Annotated in this window: 16 protein-coding genes; 9 read left to right on the plus strand and 7 right to left on the minus strand. The window is 68.7% G+C overall.

The window, feature by feature from the left end:
* Window positions 1-29: 29 nt before the first annotated feature.
* The 4 genes from G3W89_RS03220 to G3W89_RS03235 form a co-directional block, all read right to left on the minus strand.
* A complete protein-coding gene (locus G3W89_RS03220; RefSeq protein ID WP_162572739.1) occupies window positions 30-1,094 on the minus strand; it encodes a branched-chain amino acid ABC transporter permease in 1,065 nt (354 codons plus the stop codon).
* 87 nt (window positions 1,095-1,181) lie between these two features.
* Window positions 1,182-2,111 carry a branched-chain amino acid ABC transporter permease gene (locus tag G3W89_RS03225; protein WP_162572740.1) on the minus strand — a complete coding sequence of 310 codons (930 nt, stop codon included), beginning with the start codon at window positions 2,109-2,111 and terminating at the stop codon, window positions 1,182-1,184.
* On the minus strand, window positions 2,111-2,944 hold the full coding sequence (locus G3W89_RS03230; protein WP_443083145.1) for an ABC transporter ATP-binding protein: 834 nt from the start codon (window positions 2,942-2,944) through the stop codon (window positions 2,111-2,113). Before G3W89_RS03230 ends, G3W89_RS03225 begins: the two co-directional genes overlap by 1 nt.
* Window positions 2,941-4,899, minus strand: coding sequence for an AMP-dependent synthetase/ligase (locus G3W89_RS03235; RefSeq protein ID WP_162572741.1), 1,959 nt, complete (start codon window positions 4,897-4,899; stop codon window positions 2,941-2,943). Before G3W89_RS03235 ends, G3W89_RS03230 begins: the two co-directional genes overlap by 4 nt.
* Window positions 4,900-4,983: 84 nt before the next feature.
* Here G3W89_RS03235 and G3W89_RS03240 point away from each other — a divergent pair, with 84 nt between their 5' ends.
* Complete coding sequence (locus G3W89_RS03240; protein WP_162572742.1) at window positions 4,984-5,706, plus strand: Crp/Fnr family transcriptional regulator; 723 nt, start codon at window positions 4,984-4,986, stop codon at window positions 5,704-5,706.
* Between the two features lie 4 nt (window positions 5,707-5,710).
* Here G3W89_RS03240 and G3W89_RS03245 read toward each other — a convergent pair whose 3' ends face one another.
* Window positions 5,711-6,361, minus strand: a complete 651-nt coding sequence (locus G3W89_RS03245) for an SOS response-associated peptidase family protein (protein WP_162572743.1) — start codon at window positions 6,359-6,361, stop codon at window positions 5,711-5,713.
* Between the two features lie 99 nt (window positions 6,362-6,460).
* On the opposite strand from G3W89_RS03245, the gene G3W89_RS03250 reads away from it, so the two are divergent.
* Window positions 6,461-7,225: an SDR family NAD(P)-dependent oxidoreductase gene (locus G3W89_RS03250; RefSeq protein WP_162572744.1), complete on the plus strand. Its 765-nt coding sequence runs from the start codon at window positions 6,461-6,463 to the stop codon at window positions 7,223-7,225.
* A 19-nt stretch (window positions 7,226-7,244) separates the two neighbouring features.
* Here G3W89_RS03250 and G3W89_RS03255 read toward each other — a convergent pair whose 3' ends face one another.
* On the minus strand, window positions 7,245-8,207 hold the full coding sequence (locus G3W89_RS03255) for a Bug family tripartite tricarboxylate transporter substrate binding protein (protein ID WP_162572745.1): 963 nt from the start codon (window positions 8,205-8,207) through the stop codon (window positions 7,245-7,247).
* 407 nt (window positions 8,208-8,614) lie between these two features.
* Window positions 8,615-8,821, minus strand: a complete 207-nt coding sequence (locus G3W89_RS03260; protein WP_162572746.1) for a hypothetical protein — start codon at window positions 8,819-8,821, stop codon at window positions 8,615-8,617.
* 332 nt (window positions 8,822-9,153) lie between these two features.
* On the opposite strand from G3W89_RS03260, the gene kdpF reads away from it, so the two are divergent.
* The 7 genes from kdpF to G3W89_RS03295 all read left to right on the plus strand — a co-directional run bounded on the left by kdpF (window position 9,154) and on the right by G3W89_RS03295 (window position 18,530).
* Window positions 9,154-9,252, plus strand: a complete 99-nt coding sequence (gene kdpF / locus G3W89_RS03265; RefSeq protein WP_162572747.1) for a K(+)-transporting ATPase subunit F — start codon at window positions 9,154-9,156, stop codon at window positions 9,250-9,252.
* Window positions 9,253-9,501: 249 nt separating this feature from the next.
* Window positions 9,502-11,289: a potassium-transporting ATPase subunit KdpA gene (gene kdpA / locus G3W89_RS03270; protein ID WP_443083193.1), complete on the plus strand. Its 1,788-nt coding sequence runs from the start codon at window positions 9,502-9,504 to the stop codon at window positions 11,287-11,289.
* Between the two features lie 10 nt (window positions 11,290-11,299).
* Window positions 11,300-13,393: a potassium-transporting ATPase subunit KdpB gene (kdpB, locus tag G3W89_RS03275; protein WP_162572749.1), complete on the plus strand. Its 2,094-nt coding sequence runs from the start codon at window positions 11,300-11,302 to the stop codon at window positions 13,391-13,393.
* A 12-nt stretch (window positions 13,394-13,405) separates the two neighbouring features.
* Complete coding sequence (gene kdpC / locus G3W89_RS03280; RefSeq protein WP_162572750.1) at window positions 13,406-13,978, plus strand: potassium-transporting ATPase subunit KdpC; 573 nt, start codon at window positions 13,406-13,408, stop codon at window positions 13,976-13,978.
* Between the two features lie 52 nt (window positions 13,979-14,030).
* Window positions 14,031-16,778: a DUF4118 domain-containing protein gene (locus G3W89_RS03285; RefSeq protein WP_162572751.1), complete on the plus strand. Its 2,748-nt coding sequence runs from the start codon at window positions 14,031-14,033 to the stop codon at window positions 16,776-16,778.
* A gap of 43 nt (window positions 16,779-16,821) precedes the next feature.
* The gene (gene kdpE, locus G3W89_RS03290) at window positions 16,822-17,514 is read left to right on the plus strand and encodes a two-component system response regulator KdpE (RefSeq protein ID WP_162572752.1); all 693 of its coding nucleotides are present in this window, start codon (window positions 16,822-16,824) and stop codon (window positions 17,512-17,514) included.
* 248 nt (window positions 17,515-17,762) lie between these two features.
* Window positions 17,763-18,530, plus strand: a complete 768-nt coding sequence (locus G3W89_RS03295) for a pseudouridine synthase (protein WP_162572753.1) — start codon at window positions 17,763-17,765, stop codon at window positions 18,528-18,530.
* Window positions 18,531-18,558: the final 28 nt, after the last annotated feature.

Consider the following 18,558-nt stretch of genomic DNA (forward strand, 5'->3'; position numbering starts at 1 on the left):
TTGGAAAGGTGCGTTGGTGCCGGTTGAAATCAATGAGGGAAGGGCCAGAGCCGCAGCTTTTCCTTGGCGGTGGACCAGAGCCGCGCGAGCCCGTGCGGCTCCACGATCAGAAAGAACACGATCAGCGCGCCGAAGATCATGAACTCGAGATGCGAGGCCAGCGCGGTCGACATCGACAAGCCGAACCAGCCCGGGAGCTGGTTAAGGACGATCGGCAGCAGCACGATGAACGCCGCGCCAAAGAAGCTGCCCATGATCGAGCCCAACCCGCCGATGATCACCATGAAGAGCAGTTGAAAAGAGCGGTCGATGTTGAACGCCGCCGGCTCCCAGGTGCTCAGGTGGACGAAGCCCCACAACGCGCCCGCCACGCCGACGATGAAGGAACTCACCGCGAAAGCCGTCAGCTTGGCGTACACCGGGCGGATGCCGATCACCGCTGCGGCCACGTCCATGTCGCGTATGGCCATCCACTCGCGCCCGATGGCGCTGCGCACGAGATTCTTGGCCAGCATCGCGAACAGCACCAGCAGCGCAAGGCACAGCAGGTATTTCTGCACCGCCGTCTGCACCGGCAGCCCGAACACGTTGAGCCCGGCGACACTCACCGAGCCCGACGCCGAGTTGTTGGTCAGCCAGTTGATGCGCAGGAAGGCCCAATCGAGGAAGAACTGCGCGGCCAGCGTCGCCACCGCCAGGTAGAGCCCCTTGATGCGCAGGCTCGGAATGCCGAAGAGCACGCCCACGACGGTGGCGCACAGCCCGCCCAGCAGCAGCGAGGCGATGAGCGGCATGCCCTCGATGCGCACGTGGAAGTTGTAGGCCGCGTAGGCGCCCACCGCCATGAAGGCGCCCGTACCCAATGAGATCTGCCCGCAATAGCCCACCAGGATGTTGAGCCCAAGCGCCGCCAGCGAGAGGATCAGGAAGGGAATCAGGATCGCACGGAAGAAGTATTCCGAGGCGACCAGCGGCACCACCGCGAAGGCGATGGCGAGCAGTGCCAGCATGAAGACGCGGTCCTGCAGGATCGGGAAGACCTGCTGGTCCGCGCGGTAGGTGGACTTGAACTGGCCGTTTTCTCTGTAAATCATGTCAGCGCCCGCCCGGCCGCCCGAAGGGCGTTGAAAGCCCCCTCGGGGGGCAGCGATACACGAAGTGATGAGCGTGGGGGTTCATGTCTAGACCCGGTCGATGATCTTTTCGCCGAAGAGGCCTTGCGGTCGCACGAGCAGAAAGGCCAGCGCCAGCACGTAGGCGAACCAGATCTCGATGCCGCCGCCGAGCATCGGCCCCAGGTAGATCTCCGAGAGCTTTTCGCCCACGCCGATCAGCAGCCCGCCGATGATCGCGCCGGGCACCGAGGTCAGCCCGCCAAGGATCACCACCGGCAGTGCCTTCAGCGCCACCAGCGAGAGCGAGAACTGCACGCCGAGCTTCGAGCCCCAGATGATCCCGGCCACCAGCGCCGCGAAGCCCGCCACCGACCACACGATGACCCAGATCCGGTTGAGCGGAATGCCGATGGACTGCGCAGCCTGGTGGTCGTCCGCCACCGCGCGCAGCGCGCGGCCCGTGGCCGTCTTCTGGAAGAACAGAGCCAGGACCGCCACCAGCGCGGCGGCGACGCCTGCGGCGATCAGGTCTTCCTGGCTCAGCAGCAGGCCGCCCTGGAAAGTGCTCTCCAGCACCATCAGCGGTTCCTTGGGCATGCCGACATCGATCTTGTAGATGTCGTTGCCGAACAGCGTCTGGCCGAGACCGTCGAGGAAGTAGGCGATGCCCAGCGTGGCCATCAGCAGCGTGATGCCTTCCTGGTTGACCAGCCTGCTGAGCGCGAGCCGCTCGATCAGCCACGCCACCACGATCATCACCGCCATCGCGGCGACGAAGGCCAGCAGGTTGGCGAGCACCTGGCTCTCGAAGCCCAGCCATCGTGGGAACCATTCCGCGAAGCGCGCCATTGCCAGCGCGGCGAACAGCACCATCGCGCCCTGCGCAAAGTTGAAGACGCCGGAGGCCTTGTAGATCAGCACGAAGCCGATCGCGATCAGCGAGTACAGCATGCCGACCATCAGGCCGCCGAAGAGTGTTTCGAGGAAGAATCCCATCAGTGTTCCGTGCCGAGGTAAGCCCGGATCACGTCCTCGTTGTTGCGCACGTCGTCCGGCGTACCGTCGCCGATCTTCTTGCCGTAGTCGAGCACCACCACGCGGTCCGAGATGTCCATCACCACGCCCATGTCATGTTCGATCAGCACGATGGTGGTGCCGAACTCGTCGTTCACGTCGAGGATGAAGCGGCTCATGTCCTGCTTCTCCTCCACGTTCATGCCGGCCATCGGCTCGTCCAGCAGCAGCACCTGCGGCTCCATGGCCAGCGCGCGGCCAAGGTCGACGCGCTTCTGCAGGCCGTAGGGCAGGCGCCCCACCGGCGTCTTGCGGTGCAACTGGATCTCGAGGAAGTCGATGATGCGTTCGACGAACTCGCGCTGCGCGAGCTCCTCGCGCTCGGCCGGGCCCCAGCGCAGCGCCTGCGCGAGCAGGCCGCTCTTCATCTTGAGGTTGCGGCCCGTCATGATGTTGTCGAGCACGCTCATGCCCTTGAACAGCGCCAGGTTCTGGAAGGTGCGCGCCACGCCCATCTCGGCGACCTGGCGCGAGTTCATGTGCCTGAAGTGCTTTCCGCGAAAGGTGATGGAGCCCTGCTGCGGCTGGTAGACGCCGTTGATGCAGTTGAGCATGGAGCTCTTGCCCGCACCGTTGGGGCCGATGATGGCGCGCACCTCGTGCTCGCGCACGTCGAAGCTGATGTCGGTCAGCGCCTTGACGCCGCCGAAGGACAGCGAGATGTTCTGCACGTCGAGGATGACCTCGCCGATGTTCCGGCCGCCGTGGGTGGCGCTCGCGAGCATCGCGGCTTCGGCGATGTTCTGCGCGTTCATGCGGCGGCCTTCAGCGGCGGGAAGCGCCTGGCTTCGACGATCTTCAGCGTGGCGTTCACCACGCCCGTGCGCCCGTCCTCGAACTTGACCTGCGTCTCGATGTACTGCTCGGCCTTGCCGCCGTAGAGCGCATCGACGAGCACGCGGTACTTGTCGGCGATGAAGCCGCGCCGCACCTTGCGCGTGCGGGTGAGCTCGTCGTCGTCGGGGTCCAGTTCCTTGTGCAGCACCAGGAAGCGCGCGATCTGCGTTTCGCCCATGCCTTCCTCGCTCGCCAGGTCGGCGTTCACCTTCTCGACGCATTCGGCGATCAGCTGCAGCACCTCGGCCTTGCCGGCGAGGTCGACGTAGCCGCCGTAGGGCAGTCCGCGGCGCTCGGCCCAGTTGCCCACGGCCTCGTAGTCGATGTTGATGGCGGCGCAGACCTCCTCGCGCCCGTTGCCGAAGCACACCGCTTCCTTGATCTGCGGGAAGAACTTCAGCTTGTTCTCGATGTAGTTGGGCGCGAAGATCGCGCCGCGCGAGAGTTTGCCGACGTCCTTGGCGCGGTCGATGATGCGGAGATGGCCCTCGGCGTCGATCACGCCGGCGTCGCCGGTGTGGAAGTAGCCCTCTGCATCGAGCACCTCGGCCGTGGCGTCGGGGCGCTTGTAGTACTCCTTCAGCACCGAGACGCCCCGCACCAGCACCTCGCCGTCCGGTGCGATGCGCAACTCGATGCCGGGCGCCGCGCTGCCCACGGTCTGCAGCTTGACCTTGCCGTCCTGCTGAAGGCAGACGTAGGCGCAGGTCTCCGTCTGACCGTAGAACTGCTTGAGGTTGACGCCGATCGAGCGGTAGAAGCGGAACAGGTCGGGCCCGATCGCCGCGCCCGCGGTGTAGGCCACGCGGATGCGGCTCATGCCCAGTACGTTGCGCAGCGGTCCATAGACCAGCAGGTCGCCCAGGCCGTAGAGCAGCCGGTCGCCGAGGCCCACCTTCGCCCCGTTCAGGATGTCGGCGCCCACACGCTGTGCCAGCGACATGAACTTCGCGTAGAGCCAGCGCTTGGGCGCAGCCGCGTCTTCCATGCGGATCGAGACCGCCGTCAACAGGCCCTCGAAGGTGCGAGGCGGGCCGAAGTAGTAGCTGGGGCCGATCTCGCGCATGTCGTTCATCACCGTGGCCGAGGACTCGGGGCAGTTGAGCGTGAAGCCGCCCACCATCCACTGCGCCACCGAGAACAGGTGGTCGCCGACCCAGGCCATCGGCAGGTAGCTCATGATGTTGTCGCCGGGGCCGAGCCGGTCGGTCTCGACGCCGCCGCGGCCTGCCGCGATGAAGCTGGCGTGCGTCTGGCACACGCCCTTGGGTCGGCCCGTCGTGCCGGAGGTGTAGAGGATCACCGCGACGTCACCGGGTTCGGCGCCGTTCAGGCTCTGTTCGAAGAATGCGGGCTGTGCGCTGTCGAAGGCGCGGCCCAGCTCCCGCAGGCGGTCGTATCCGAGCAGGCCGGGCTGCGCGTAGTGCCGCAACCCGCGCGGGTCGTCGTAGACGATGTGGTGGAGGCCCGGCTTGCCTTGTAGCGCCATCAGCTCTCGGCATTCCAGCAGCTTGTCGACCTGCTCCTGGTCCTCCGCAATTACGAAGTCGATGGCTGCGTCCTCCAGCATGAAGACCATCTCGCCTGCCACTGCGTCCTGGTAAAGCGGCACCGGCACGCCGCGCAGGCTCTGTGCCGCCAGCACCGCCATGTACAGGTGCGGGCGGTTGGCGCCGACGATCGCCAGGTTGTCGCCCGGCTTGAAGCCCAGGCTGGCGAGCCCGCAGGCGATCTCGCGCACCTCGCGGGCCACCGCCGACCAGCTCCAGGTCTGCCAGATGCCGAGATCCTTCTCGCGCACGGCCGGCGCGTCGGGCTGGCGCTGCGCATGGGCCAGCAACAGGCGGGGAAAGGTGTTGGCGGTGGTTTGCACGATGGGCGGACTGTAGGGCCGCGCTTGTCGCCAGCTTGTCGTTTCAACGACAATCCTAGGGACACTACTCCCCGGAGTTTCCCGATGACCCGCGGCAGTTCGTACGGCGTTTCTTCCCTGCGCGAGCGCGTGCGGCCCGCCACGGCGCAAGAGCTGCAGAACATCCCCTGGCTTCACACCCTCACGCCTGCCGAGCGGCGCCGCGCCGAGGCAGCGGTGGTGGTGGGCGACGCCGAGTCGGGCGACCTGGTCTGCCGCATCGGCCGTCCGCCCACCTTCTGGTTCGGTGTCGTCGAGGGCCTGCTCAAGATGAGCAACGACAACGCCGATGGCACGTCGATGACCTACAGCGGCCTGCCGCCCGGCGGCTGGTTCGGCGAAGGCACGGCCCTCAAGCGCGAGCCCTACCGCTACAACATCCAGGCGCTGCGCCGCAGCGTGGTGGCAGGCCTGCCGGTGGATGACTTCCACTGGCTGCTGGACCATTCCATCGGCTTCAATCGCTTCGTGATGAACCAGCTCAACGAGCGCCTCGGCCAGTTCATAGCGGCGCGCGAAGCCGACCGGCTCAACAACCCCGACGCGCGTGTCGCGCGCAATCTGGCGGCGCTGTTCAACCCGGTGCTCTTCCCTGGCGTGGGGGAGCTGCTGCGCATCACCCAGCAGGAGCTGGCCTACCTGATCGGCTTGTCGCGCCAGCGCGTCAACGAGGCGCTGCGGACGCTGCAGGCAAAGGGTGCGATCCGCGTCGAGTACGGCGGGGTGCGCGTGCTCGACCTTGTGGCCTTGCGCGCGGGTGGGGGGTGATCAATCAGGAAGCCGCAGGCGCGCGCTCCGGCAATGGAATGGCAGGGTCGTTCACGATCGTGCGGCGCACCAGCTTGTCAAGCGCGTAGGGGCGCAGGTAGGCGGCGGTCTCCTCGACGGGGCAATGCAGCCAGTCGTCGATCCAGGCTTCGCGCAGGAAGACGACCCGGCGCTGGGCGGGCTGCTCCACGGCGGGCAGCGTCAGCAGCGCGAAGCTTTCGACGCATGTGCCATCAGGCGCGCGCCAGCCATTCCACAGGCCGGCCAGCGCCAGCGGCTTGCCGTCGGCGCGGCTGACGCGCACCACCGAGTCTTCGCTGTCGCCGCGGCGGTACAGCGCATCGGCCAGCACCACGCAGCGGTGGCCGCGCTTCCACGGCTGGTGGAAGTCACGCTCGCTCGAGGCCGTTTCGCTGCGTGCCTCGAAGGTGAAGGGGTACTCGCGCTCCTTGGCGAACAGCGGGATCAGCCCCCAGCGCCCTGCGGCCGCCTCGAAGCGCGCGGTGACGGCGCTGCCTTCGCGGTCGCCACGCGGCCTGCGGATGAACACGCCCTGCCCGCCGGGGCGGATCACCGGCGGCTGTGCGGGGCTGGAAAGTCCGAAGCCCTCGAGGAAATGGCGCGCGTCGCGCGTAGGCTCGTACTGGATGGGCATGGCCGACTTTAAGAAGGCGTACCGCGCTTCGTCAATCCACCTATAGGATCGGCGCCACACGGCACATTGCCGTCGATGACGAATTTCACGGGATCATTCATGAATACATCGCAACTCACGATCATCACCGGCGCCTCGCGCGGCCTCGGCCGCGCCATGGCCGAGCAGCTGCTGGCCGTGCCCGGCCAGCGCCTGCTGTGCATTTCCCGGCGTGTCGACGATGCGCTCGCCGCTCGCGCCAGCAAAGCCGGCGCCGAGCTCGAGCAATGGCAGCAGGACCTGGCCGATCCGGTGCCGGCCGCCGCCCGGCTTGCGGCCTGGCTGCAGGGCCTGGACGGGCAGACTTTCGCAGGCGTCACGCTGATCAACAACGCCGGTACCGTGGGCCGCACCCGCCCGCTTTCGCAGGCGGTGGCCACCGAGCTGTCGCAGGCGCTGCGCGTGGGCCTGGAAGCGCCGCTGCTATTGACCTCGGCCTTCCTCGCCGCCACGAGCGGCTGGCGCGCAGAGCGCAAGGTGCTCAACATTTCCTCCGGCCTTGGCCGCAACGCCATGGCGAGCCAAGCCCCTTACTGCGCGGCGAAGGCCGGCATGGACCATTTCTCGCGCGCCGTGGCGCTGGAGGAGGAGGCTCTGGGCGGCGGCGCGAAGATCGTCTCGCTCGCACCGGGCGTGATCGACACCGACATGCAGGTGCAGCTTCGCGGTGCCGAGGCCGACATGTTCCCCGACCGCGCGCGATTCGAGCGCCTGAAGGCCCAGGGCCAGCTGGATACGCCAGAGTCGGCGGCAGCGAAGGTCCTCGCGTACCTGGCCCGCCCCGACTTCGGCAGCAAGCCCGTCGCCGACGTCCGCGACGCGTAGTAAAAAGCGGCGAGCTTATCTACTCAATGACCGCGCCGGAGGCCTTCACGATGTCGCGCCACTTCAGGTAGTCGGTCTTCAACAGCGTGCCGAACTGCTCCGGCGTCATGCCCTGCGGCTCCGCGCCCTGGGCGATGATCGCGGCCTTCATCTCGGGCGTGGCCAGCAGCTTGTTCACCTCGGCGTTCAACGTGGTGACGATCTCCTTGGGCGTGCCCGCCGGTGCGAAGAGCCCGTACCAGGTGCTCACGTCGAAGTCCTTGTAGCCCAGCTCGGCGACCGTCGGCACCTCGGGCAGCGAGCTGCTGCGCTTTGCTGATGTCACCGCCAACGCGCGCAGCTTGCCGGACTTGATTTGCCCCATGGCCGAGGGCAGCGAGGAAACCATCAGGTCCACGTTCCCGGCCAGCACGTCCATCATGGCTGGGTTCGAACCCTTGTAGGGCACGTGGCGCATCTTGACGTTGGCGGCGCTCTTGAAGATCTCGCCCGCCAGGTGGATGGTGGTGCCATTGCCGGGCGAGCCGTAGGTGATGGTGTCGGGTGCCGCGCGCGCGGCATCGACCACGTCCTTCAGCGTCTTGAACTTCGATTCGGTGCGCGTGACGATCACCACAGGCGTATAGGCCACGTGCGCCACGGCGGTCAGGTCCTTGGTCGGCTCGTAGCTGAGGTTCTTGTAGAGCCAGGGTGCGACGACCATGTTGTCCTTCTGGCCCATCACGATGTCGTAGCCGGTCGGCTGCGCGCGCACCGCCTCGGCGATGCCGATGGTGCCGCCGGCGCCGGCCCGGTTGTCAGGCACCACGGTCCATTTGCTGACCTCGGTGAGCTTGGTCGCCACCAGTCGCGACAGGATGTCGGTGCCGCCCCCAGGCGGGAAGGGCACGATCAGGCGCACGGGCTTGGCGGGATAGGGCTGGGCCTGCACGGCGGCGAACGCCAGTGCCAGGGCCGCGGTGGTCAGCAGCTTTCGGATCATGGGATGTTGTCTCTTCGTTCAGGCGCAGCCGGGAGGCTGCGCGGGATGGGGCGGGCAGTGTGCCGGATCGGGAAGAATGGAGGGTGCGCGATTCGCGATGGCGATCTTATCGAAGCGCGAATACCGGGCGCGGCTGATGGCCCTCCACCTCGCCGACGAGACCATCGGACGAGCGGCTGAAGCGGGCCGACTTTCTTGCTGTCTCTGCGATAGCCGGACTTCGGCCATCGGACACCCATGCCGCCATCGACGACGTCCTGCAGCGAATGCGCGTTGCCATTGCAGCGATCACCTTGCCCCGGCTCCCTGGCGATGGGGCATCCGGCGAGGCCACCGTGATTCGATTGCTCGGGATATGCCGCGAAGGGTTGCCTCGTTCGCGTGAGTGTCAGGCCGCCTTTTGCCCCTCAATGCATCGTCTGCGACTCGCCGCGCGCATCGGCGCGCCGCTGCAGCGCCGCGATGCCGGCCATCATGGCCGCGCCGTAGGTCGGCATCGGCCCCTCGGCGGCGTCGATGGGGCGGCAGTCGCTGCCGTCCTGCTTCTGCAGCACCCAGTAGAAGTGGCCGGCGATCGGTTCGTCCACGATGAGTGCGATGGCTTCCGTTTCCATGTGAATCCTCGTCTTTCAATGCATGCACCGGTTGTACGCAGGCCGGGGCCTATCCGGTAGCGAGGAATTCACGAAGCGGGCCCCGCCGCGCGACAAAAGCCCGGCGAGTGTGCAAATGCGCACGCCATGTCGCCTTTACGCCTTTTTTACGGCCGGCGCCCGACTCTGTTCCCCATCTTTACGCGTGCCTCGCGAGACTGCCTGCACGTGCTTCGCATGAGGAGTTGAAAGATGGATTTCGTATGGATTGCCGCCATCGGGGTGTTCTGGGTCGTGATGGCGGAGGCGGTCATCGGCCTCGCCAGGCTCGACGCGCCCAAGAGAGGGGCCCAATGATCAGCCTCGATGTGCTCTATGGATTCGCCGGCCTGCTGGCCGTGATGCTCTTCGCCTACCTGGTGTTCGCGCTCATCTGCGCCGAGGAATTCTGATGAATCAAGCTCTCCCCCAGGTTGGCTCACTTCGTGTAGCCGCCCACCCCCTCACCGGGGGCAACACCAGCGGCCCGGCAAAGCCGGTTCCGCGGTGTCACTTGGCTCGCCCCCAGGTTGGCTCACTTCGTGTAGCCGCCCACCCCCCTACCGGGGGCAACACCAGCGGCCCGGCAAAGCCGGTTCCGCGGTGTTCGCTGGCGAAGGCATTCCGCTGCGGAGGCCCGTTCCGTGAATAGCGCCGCCTGGATGCTTCTGGGTCTTTACCTCGTGGTTCTGGGCCTGCTCGCCTGGCCGCTGGGCCGCTGGTTGGCGGCGCTGTGCGAAGGCGGGGTCCCCGCCTGGATGCAGCGCGCCGAAGCGCCGCTCTACAAGCTCGCCGGCGTGGACGTTGGCCACGCGATGCACTGGCGCGGCTATGCGCTGGCGCTGCTGGCCTTCAACGCCGTTGGCGCGCTGGCCCTCTATGGCCTGCAGCGCCTGCAGCACTTGCTGCCGCTGAACCCGGCCGGCATGAGCGCGGTGTCGCCCGACTCGGCCTTCAACACGGCCGTGAGCTTCGTTTCCAACACCAACTGGCAGGGCTATGCGGGGGAGTCGACCCTGAGCTATCTCACGCAGATGCTGGGGCTCACGGTGCAGAACTTCTTGTCCGCTGCCACCGGCATCGCGGTCGCCTTCGCGCTGGCGCGCGGCTTCGCGGCGCGCAACACGGACGGCAAGGGCTTCGTCGGCAATTTCTGGGTCGACGTGACCCGCATCACCACCTGGCTGCTGCTGCCGATCTCGTTCGTGATCGCCATGGTGTTCGTGGGCCAGGGCGTGATCCAGAACTTCGACACCTACAAGACAGTGACGACGCTGGAAGCCACGGCCTACCAGAACCCCAGGCTCGACGCTGCCGGGCAGCCACTGAAGGATGCGGCCGGCAACGCGCTGACCGAGGACGCGAGCACCACCACGCAGACCCTCGCCATGGGCCCGGTCGCCTCGCAGGAGGCGATCAAGATGCTCGGCACCAACGGCGGCGGCTTCTTCAACGCCAACTCGGCGCACCCTTACGAGAACCCGACGGCACTCGCCAACTTCGTGCAGATGATCGCGATCTTCCTGATCCCCACCGCGCTGTGCTTCGCCTTCGGCCGCGTGGTGGGCGACCCGCGGCAAGGCTGGGCAATCCTGGCGGCGATGACGGTGATGTTCGTGCTGGCCGTGGTCGCCTTGATCTCGGCCGAGCACGCCGGCAATCCGCTGCTGGCGCCGCTGGGTGTCGACCAGGCCTCGAGCGCGCTCCAGGCCGGCGGCAACATGGAAGGCAAGGAGGTGCGCTTCGGCATCGACGCCTCCGCGCTCTTCGCCGCCATCACCACGGCTGCATCCTGCGGCGCGGTGATCGCCATGCACGACTCCTTCACGCCGCTGGGCGGCATGGTGCCGCTGGTGCTGATGCAGCTCGGCGAAGTGGTGTTCGGCGGCGTCGGCACCGGCCTGTACGGCATGCTGGTCTTCGCGGTGCTGGCGGTGTTCATCGCCGGCCTGATGATCGGCCGCACACCCGAGTACCTGGGCAAGAAGATCGAGATCCGCGAGATGAAGCTGACCTCGATCGCGATCCTGGTCACGCCGATCCTGGTGCTCGCCGGAACCGCCGTCGCCGTGATGGCCGATCCGGGCAAGGCAGGCATCGCGAACCCGGGCGCGCACGGCTTCTCCGAGGTCCTCTATGCCTTCACTTCGGCCGGCAACAACAACGGCAGCGCCTTTGCCGGCCTCTCGGCCAACACGCCCTTCTACAACGCGATGCTGGCGCTCGCAATGTGGTTCGGCCGCTTCGGCGTGATCGTGCCGGTGCTCGCCATCGCGGGCTCGCTGGCCGCCAAGAAGCGCCTGCCGGTCACGGCCGGCACCATGCCCACGCACGGCCCGCTGTTCGTCACGCTGCTGATCGGCACCGTGCTGCTCGTCGGCTTGCTCAACTACGTGCCGGCCCTGGCGCTCGGCCCTGTCGTCGAGCACCTGATGCTGTGGAAGCCTTGATGCCATCGAGATGCAAATGAAATCGTCCCTTCCTCTGTTCGACGGCTCCCTGGTGCGCCCCGCGCTGTGGGCCGCCGTCGCCAAGCTGGACCCGCGCGTCCAGTGGCGCAACCCGGTGATGTTCATCGTCTACATCGGCAGCATTCTCACGACGTTGCTGTGGGTCCACGCGCTGAGCTTTCCGGGCGACACCGGCATGGCGCCGCCCTTCGTGCTGGCGATCTCGACCTGGCTGTGGTTCACCGTGCTCTTCGCCAACTTCGCCGAGGCCCTGGCCGAGGGCCGCAGCAAGGCGCAGGCTGCCTCGCTGCGCGGCCTGCGCAAGGACACCTGGGCCAAGAAGATGGTCGAGCCGCATCACGGCGGCAAGTGGCTGCCTCTGCAGGCACCCGAACTGCGCCGCGGCGACGTGGTGCTGGTCGAGGCGCATGACGTGATCCCGCTGGACGGCGAGGTGATCGAGGGGGTGGCCTCGGTCGACGAGAGCGCCATCACCGGTGAATCGGCGCCGGTGGTGCGCGAGTCCGGCGGCGACTTCTCGGCCGTGACCGGCGGCACGCGCGTGCTGTCCGACTGGCTGGTGGTGCGCGTGACAGTCAACCCGGGCGAGTCCTTCCTCGACCGCATGATCGGCATGGTCGAGGCCGCCAAGCGCCAGAAGACGCCCAACGAGATCGCGCTGACCATCCTGCTGGTCGCGCTGACCCTGGTGTTCCTGATGGTCACGGTCACGCTGCTGCCCTATTCCATCTTCAGCGTGGGCGCGATGCACGCGGGCACGGTGGTGTCGCTGACGGCTCTCGTGGCGCTGCTGGTGTGCCTGATTCCGACCACCATCGGAGGCCTGCTGTCGGCGGTCGGGGTCGCGGGCATGAGCCGCATGATGCAGGCCAACGTGATCGCGACCTCGGGCCGCGCGGTCGAGGCGGCGGGCGACGTCGACGTGCTGCTCCTCGACAAGACCGGCACCATCACGTTGGGCAACCGCCAGGCAAGTGCTTTCCTGCCGGCCCCCAACGTGATGCAGCCGCGGCTCGCACGCGCCGCGCTGTTGGCCTCCCTGGCAGACGAGACGCCCGAGGGCCGCAGCATCGTCGAGCTGGCGCGCCGCGGCGGCATCGACGAGCCGGCAAGCGAAGGCACGCGCTTCGTGCCTTTCACCGCGCAGACGCGCATGAGCGGCGTGGACCTGCCCGCCACGCCCAAGGCCCTCGACGCCGACTACGTGTCGCTGCGCAAGGGCGCGGTCGATGCCGTGCGCCGCCACGTCGAGGCGCTCGGCGGCGCCATGCCGGCCGAGCTGCTGCGCGCCGCCGACCAAGTCGCGCGCCGCGGCAGCACGCCGCTCGCAGTGGCCGAGGGCCACCGGGTGCTGGGCATCGTCGAGCTCAAGGACATCGTCAAGACCGGTATCCGCGAGCGCTTCGCCGAGCTGCGCCGAATGGGCATCCGCACGGTGATGATCACCGGCGACAACAGGCTCACGGCCGCTGCCATCGCGGCCGAGGCCGGCGTGGACGACTTCCTGGCCGAGGCCACGCCGGAGGACAAGCTGGCGCTGATCCGCAAGTACCAGTCCGAAGGCCGCCTGGTCGCGATGACCGGCGACGGCACCAATGACGCGCCCGCGCTTGCCCAGGCCGACGTGGCAGTGGCCATGGGTAGCGGCACGCAGGCGGCCAAGGAGGCCGGCAACATGGTCGACCTGGACTCCAACCCGACCAAGCTGCTGGAAGTGGTGGAGACCGGCAAGGCCCTGCTGATGACGCGCGGCTCGCTCACCACCTTCTCCATCGCGAACGACGTGGCGAAGTACTTCGCCATCATCCCGGCGATCTTCGTGTCGACCTACCCGCAGCTCGCAGCGCTCAACGTGATGCGGCTGGCGAGTCCTTCGTCGGCCATCCTGTCGGCGGTGATCTTCAACGCGCTGATCATCGTGTTCCTGATCCCGCTCGCGCTGAAGGGCGTGCGCTACCGGCCGGTGGGCGCCGCCGCGCTGCTGCGCCGCAACCTCGCGATCTACGGCCTCGGCGGGCTGGTCGTTCCCTTCGTCGGCATCAAGCTCATCGACTCGCTGCTGGTCGCCATCGGCCTGGTCTGAAGGAAGCACCTCATGTTCAAGATTCTTCGTCCCGCGCTCGTCATCTTCGTGCTGCTCAGCGGTCTGACCGGGCTGCTCTATCCCCTGGCCGTCACCGGCGCCGCACATGCGCTGTTCCCGGCGCAGGCCGAGGGCAGCCTCGTGCTGCGCGGCGGCAAGCCGGTGGGCTCCTCGCTGGTCGGGCAGAACTTCGGCGATCCGGCGCACTTCTGGGGGCGGCCGTCGGCCACGGCACCCATGCCCTACAACGCGGGCGCTTCCGGCGGCTCCAACCAGGGGCCGCTGAACCCGGCGCTCGCCGATGCGGTGAAGCGCCGCGTCGAGGTGCTGCGCGCGGCCGATCCCGGCAACGCGCAGCCGGTGCCTGTCGACCTGGTCACGGCCTCGGCCAGCGGGCTCGATCCGCACATCACCCCGGCCGCGGCGCGCTACCAGGCGGCACGCGTGGCGCGGCTGCACCAACTGCCGATCGACCGTGTCGAGCAGCTGATCGACGATCACACCGAAGGGCGGTGGCTCGGCCTCGTCGGCGAGCCGCGGGTGAACGTGCTTGCGCTCAACCTGGCGCTCGACTCGGCGCGCTGAGCTGCGGGCGTCCAACAGCGGGCCTGCGGTAACCTGACTCGCTTCCCTGTCCATGAACGACGCCGTACGCCCCGACCCCGATGCCCTGCTGGCCGAGCTGCGCGCGCAGGAAGCGCAAGCCCGACGCGGCAAGCTGCGCATCTACTTCGGCGCCAGCGCGGGCGTCGGCAAGACCTGGGCCATGCTGAGCGCCGCGCAGCGCGAGCGCGCGGGCGGCCGCGACGTGGTGATCGGGGTGGTCGAGACGCATGGCCGCAGCGAGACCGCGGCGCTGCTCGCCGGCCTGGAGACCTTGCCGCCGCGCGAGCTGTCCTACCGAGGCCGCACCCTGGCCGAGTTCGACCTCGATGGCGCGCTGGCGCGCAAGCCCGCCGTGCTGCTGGTCGACGAGCTCGCGCATTCCAACGCGCCCGGCTCGCGCCACGCCAAGCGCTGGCAGGACGTGCAGGAGCTGCAGGCCGCGGGCATCGAGGTCTGGTCCGCCCTCAACGTGCAGCACCTGGAAAGCCTCAACGGCACGGTGGGCGCGATCACCGGTGTGCGCGTGCACGAGACCGTGCCCGACACCGTGCTCGACGAGGCCGACGAGGTGGTGCTGGTCGACGTCACGGCCGACGAGCTCACGGCGCGGCTCGCGGCCGGCAAGGTCTACCTGCCGCAGCAGGCCGAGCGCGCGGCGCAGAACTTCTTCCGCAAGGGCAACCTCATCGCGCTGCGCGAGATCGCGCTGCGGCGCACCGCCGAGCACGTGGAAGACGACGTGCGCGGCTGGCGCATCGAGCAGTCGGGGCGCGGCGGTGAGGCCGGGCCGCCGGCCTGGAATACTTCCGGCGCAATCCTCGCGTGCGTCGGGCCGCACGAAGGTGCGAGCCAGACGGTGCGCACCGCAGCGCGGCTCGCGGGACAGCTCAACGTGCGCTGGCATGCGGCGTACGTCGAGACGCCGCGCCTGCAGCGGCTGCCTGCGGGGCGTCGCGACCGCATTCTGGCGGTGCTCCAGCTCGCCGAAGAGCTGGGCGCCGAGACCGCGGTGCTGACTGGCGAGAACGTGGCCGAGGCGCTGTCCGCGCAGGCACGGCGCCTCAATTGCGCCACGCTGGTGGTGGGGCGGCCGGAGCCGGAGCGAGGCTGGCGGCGCTGGTGGCCGCCGCGCGTGCTGATGCGCCAGCTGGCGCGCCATGCACCTGGTATCGACATCGTCGAAGCGGCGCGCGCAGACAGCGTGCGCCGCCTTCCCCAACGGCCCGGCCGGCGCCGCGACCCCGGCGCGGAAGACAGCGACCCCCCGGAGGTCCGCTGGCGCGGCTATGCCTGGGCCGCGGCCAGCAGTGTGGCCGTCACCCTGCTGGCGACGCCGCTGGCGGGCGTGCTGGAGCTGGCCAACATCGTGATGCTGTTCCTGCTCGGCGTGGTCGGCGTCGCGATGCGCTTCGGCCGTGGGCCGGCCGCCTTCGCGGCGCTGCTCAACGTCGCGGCCTTCGACTTCTTCTTCGTCTCGCCGCGCCTCTCGTTCGCGGTCAGCGACGTGCAGTACGTCCTGACCTTCGCGGTCATGCTGGGCGTGGGCCTGCTGGTTGGCCAGCTGACCGCCGGCTTGCGCTTTGCCGTCGGCGTCTCGACCAGCCGCGAGCGGCGTGCGCAATCGCTGTTCGAGCTGACGCGCGAACTGTCGGCCGCGCTCGAGACTTCGCAGGTCGTGCAACTGGGCGCGGCCGCGGTGCAGGGCCACTTCGGCGGCCGGGCGCTGGTGCTGGTGACCGATGCCGGCGACCGCCTGGCGATGCCTGCCGAGCTGCCGATCGGCTTCGATCCCAGCGTCGCCGACTGGACCTTCCGCCACGGCCAGCCGGCCGGCCTCGCCACCGCCACGCTGGCGGCCCAGCCCTGGCACTACGTGCCGCTCAAGGCGCCGATGCGGGTGCGCGGCGTGCTCGCGCTGGAGCCGGCGCAGCCGCGCTGGCTGATGATCCCGGAGCAGGCGCAGCAGCTCGACACGCTGGCGCGGCAGATCGCGATCGCGCTGGAGCGGGTGCATTACGTCGACGTGGCGCAGCAGGCGGTGGTCGAGATGGAATCGGAGCGGCTGCGCAACGCCTTGCTCGGCGCGATCTCGCACGATGTGCGCACGCCCTTGACGGCGCTGATTGCGTTGGCCGAATCGCTGCAGGCGGCACCCGCGGCACCCGGGGCACCCGGGGTGGATGGGCCCGCGGTGGCGCGGGCCATCGTCGCGCAGGCGCACCAGCTGCACGCGTTGGTGAACAACCTGCTGGACATGGCGCGTCTCGAAAGCGGCATCGCCGGCAGCGCGGTCCAGCTGCGGCGCGAATGGCAGTCGGTCGAGGAGGTGGTGGGCGCGGCCATCCGCGCCGCGCGGCCCGCGCTTGGCGAGATCGCGGTGCAGACCGATCTGCCGCCCGACCTGCCGCTGGTCGAGTTCGACGCCGTGCTGATCGAGCGCGTGCTGGTCAACCTGCTGGAGAACGCCGGCAAGTACGGCGCCGCGCCGGTCGTGGTCGCCGCCCGTGCCACTGAACGCTCGCTGGTGCTGAGCGTGCGCGACCATGGGCCGGGCCTGCCGGCCGCGCTCGAGGGCCGCGAGCAGACGCTCTTCGACAAGTTCACGCGTGGGCAGGCCGAGTCGGCCACGCCTGGCGTGGGGCTGGGCCTGGCCATCTGCAAGGCGGTGGTCAGCGCCCATGGCGGCGAGATCACGGCCGCCAATGCGGTGGACGGCGGGGCGGTGTTCACCGTGACGCTGCCTCGGCGGGAGGCCCCTGTGACCGAGGAGGCGGTGTGAGAATTCGGACATTCGTTCGGCCCCCGTTCCCGCCTACCTCAACATGCCATCCCCCACCGCCATCGTGATCGAGGACGAGCCCCAGATCCGGCGCTTCGTGCGCGGCGCGCTGGAGGCCGAGGGCTGGCAGGTGCATGAGGCGGCGACGCTGCGCGAGGGGCTGGTGGCGGCCGGTACGCGGCAGCCCGACCTGGTGGTGCTGGATCTCGGCCTGCCCGACGGCGATGGCGTCGGTTTGATCCGCGATGTGCGGGGATGGTCGGGCGTGCCGATCATCGTGCTCTCGGCGCGCACCGACGAAGCCGACAAGGTCGCCGCGCTCGATGCCGGCGCCGACGACTACCTGACCAAGCCCTTCGGGACCGGCGAGCTGCTGGCCCGGGTGCGCGCCAACCTGCGCCGGCCGCGCACTGCCAACGGCAGCGAAGACACCGAGCCGGTGTTCCGCTTCGGCGAGGTCGAGGTCGACCGCAGCGCGCGCCTGGTGCGGCGCGCCGGCGCAGAGGTGCACCTGACGCCCACCGAGTACCGGTTGCTGTCGGTGCTGATCGCCAATGCCGGCCGCGTGCTCACGCATCGCCAGCTCTTGCGCGAAGTGTGGGGGCCCTCGCATGCCGAGCAGAGCCATTACCTGCGCATCTACATGGGGCACCTGCGCCAGAAGCTGGAAGCCGACCCGGCCCAGCCGATGCACCTGCTGACCGAGACTGCCGTCGGGTACCGCCTGGTGCCGTGAGCCGCACGGCCGCCGCGGGACTTGATGGACAGCGCCTTGAGGTCGCGATCCGACAGCTTTCCGGCGCCCGGGAGCGTGCGTTCGATGACATAGCGTGGCATGGCGTGTCCTCCGGTGAAGGGTGGCGAAGCGCTCGCTCCAGTATGGCCGGCGGCGCGCCGGAATGCGATGTGCCATCCGGCCAACCCTCGGCGCCGCTCTGTCGAATGGCAGACAATGGCGCGCCGCGTCCGAGCCCCTCGTTGCACATGTCCGACATCCCCGAACTGACCCGACTCAACAAGCGCATGGCCGAGCTCGGCCTGTGCTCGCGGCGCGAGGCCGACGACTGGATCGCGCAGGGGTGGGTCAAGGTCAACGGCCGGCCCGCTGAAATGGGGCTCAAGGTCGGCCCTGCCGATCGCATCGAGGTCGATCGCAAGGCCCAGAACCAGCAGCAGCAACAGGTCACCATCCTGCTGCACAAGCCGATGGGCTATGTCAGCGGCCAGGCCGAGGACGGCCACGAGCCCGCGGTGGTGCTGATCAACCCGCGAACGCACTGGCGCGAGGACCCGAGCCACGTGCGCTTCTCGCCGCCCCAGCTGCGCGGCCTGGCACCGGCCGGCCGGCTGGACATCGATTCGGTGGGCCTGCTGGTGCTGACGCAGGACGGCCGTGTCGCGCGCCAGCTGATCGGCGAGGGCTCAGGCATGGAGAAGGAGTACCTGGTGCGCGTGAGCTACGGCGATGTGGCGCAGAACCCGCAGGCCACCTTCCCGCGCGAGCAGCTGCAGCGCTTGCGCCATGGACTGAGCCTGGACGGCCAGCCGCTCAAGCCGGCGCTGGTCGACTGGCAGAACCCGGAGCAGCTGCGCTTCGTGCTGACAGAGGGCAAGAAGCGCCAGATCCGTCGCATGTGCGAGCTGGTCGGGCTCAAGGTGGTGGGCTTGAAGCGAATCCGCATCGGCCGCGTGGTGCTCGGACACCTCCCGGTAGGGCAGTGGCGCTACCTCGGCCCGCACGAGCGCTTCTAGCGAAACACCTCACGACGCGCTAACAATC

Origin of the sequence: Variovorax sp. PBL-H6, from assembly GCF_901827155.1 — a bacterium.
In the GTDB taxonomy this organism is placed as follows: Bacteria; Pseudomonadota; Gammaproteobacteria; order Burkholderiales; family Burkholderiaceae_C; genus Variovorax.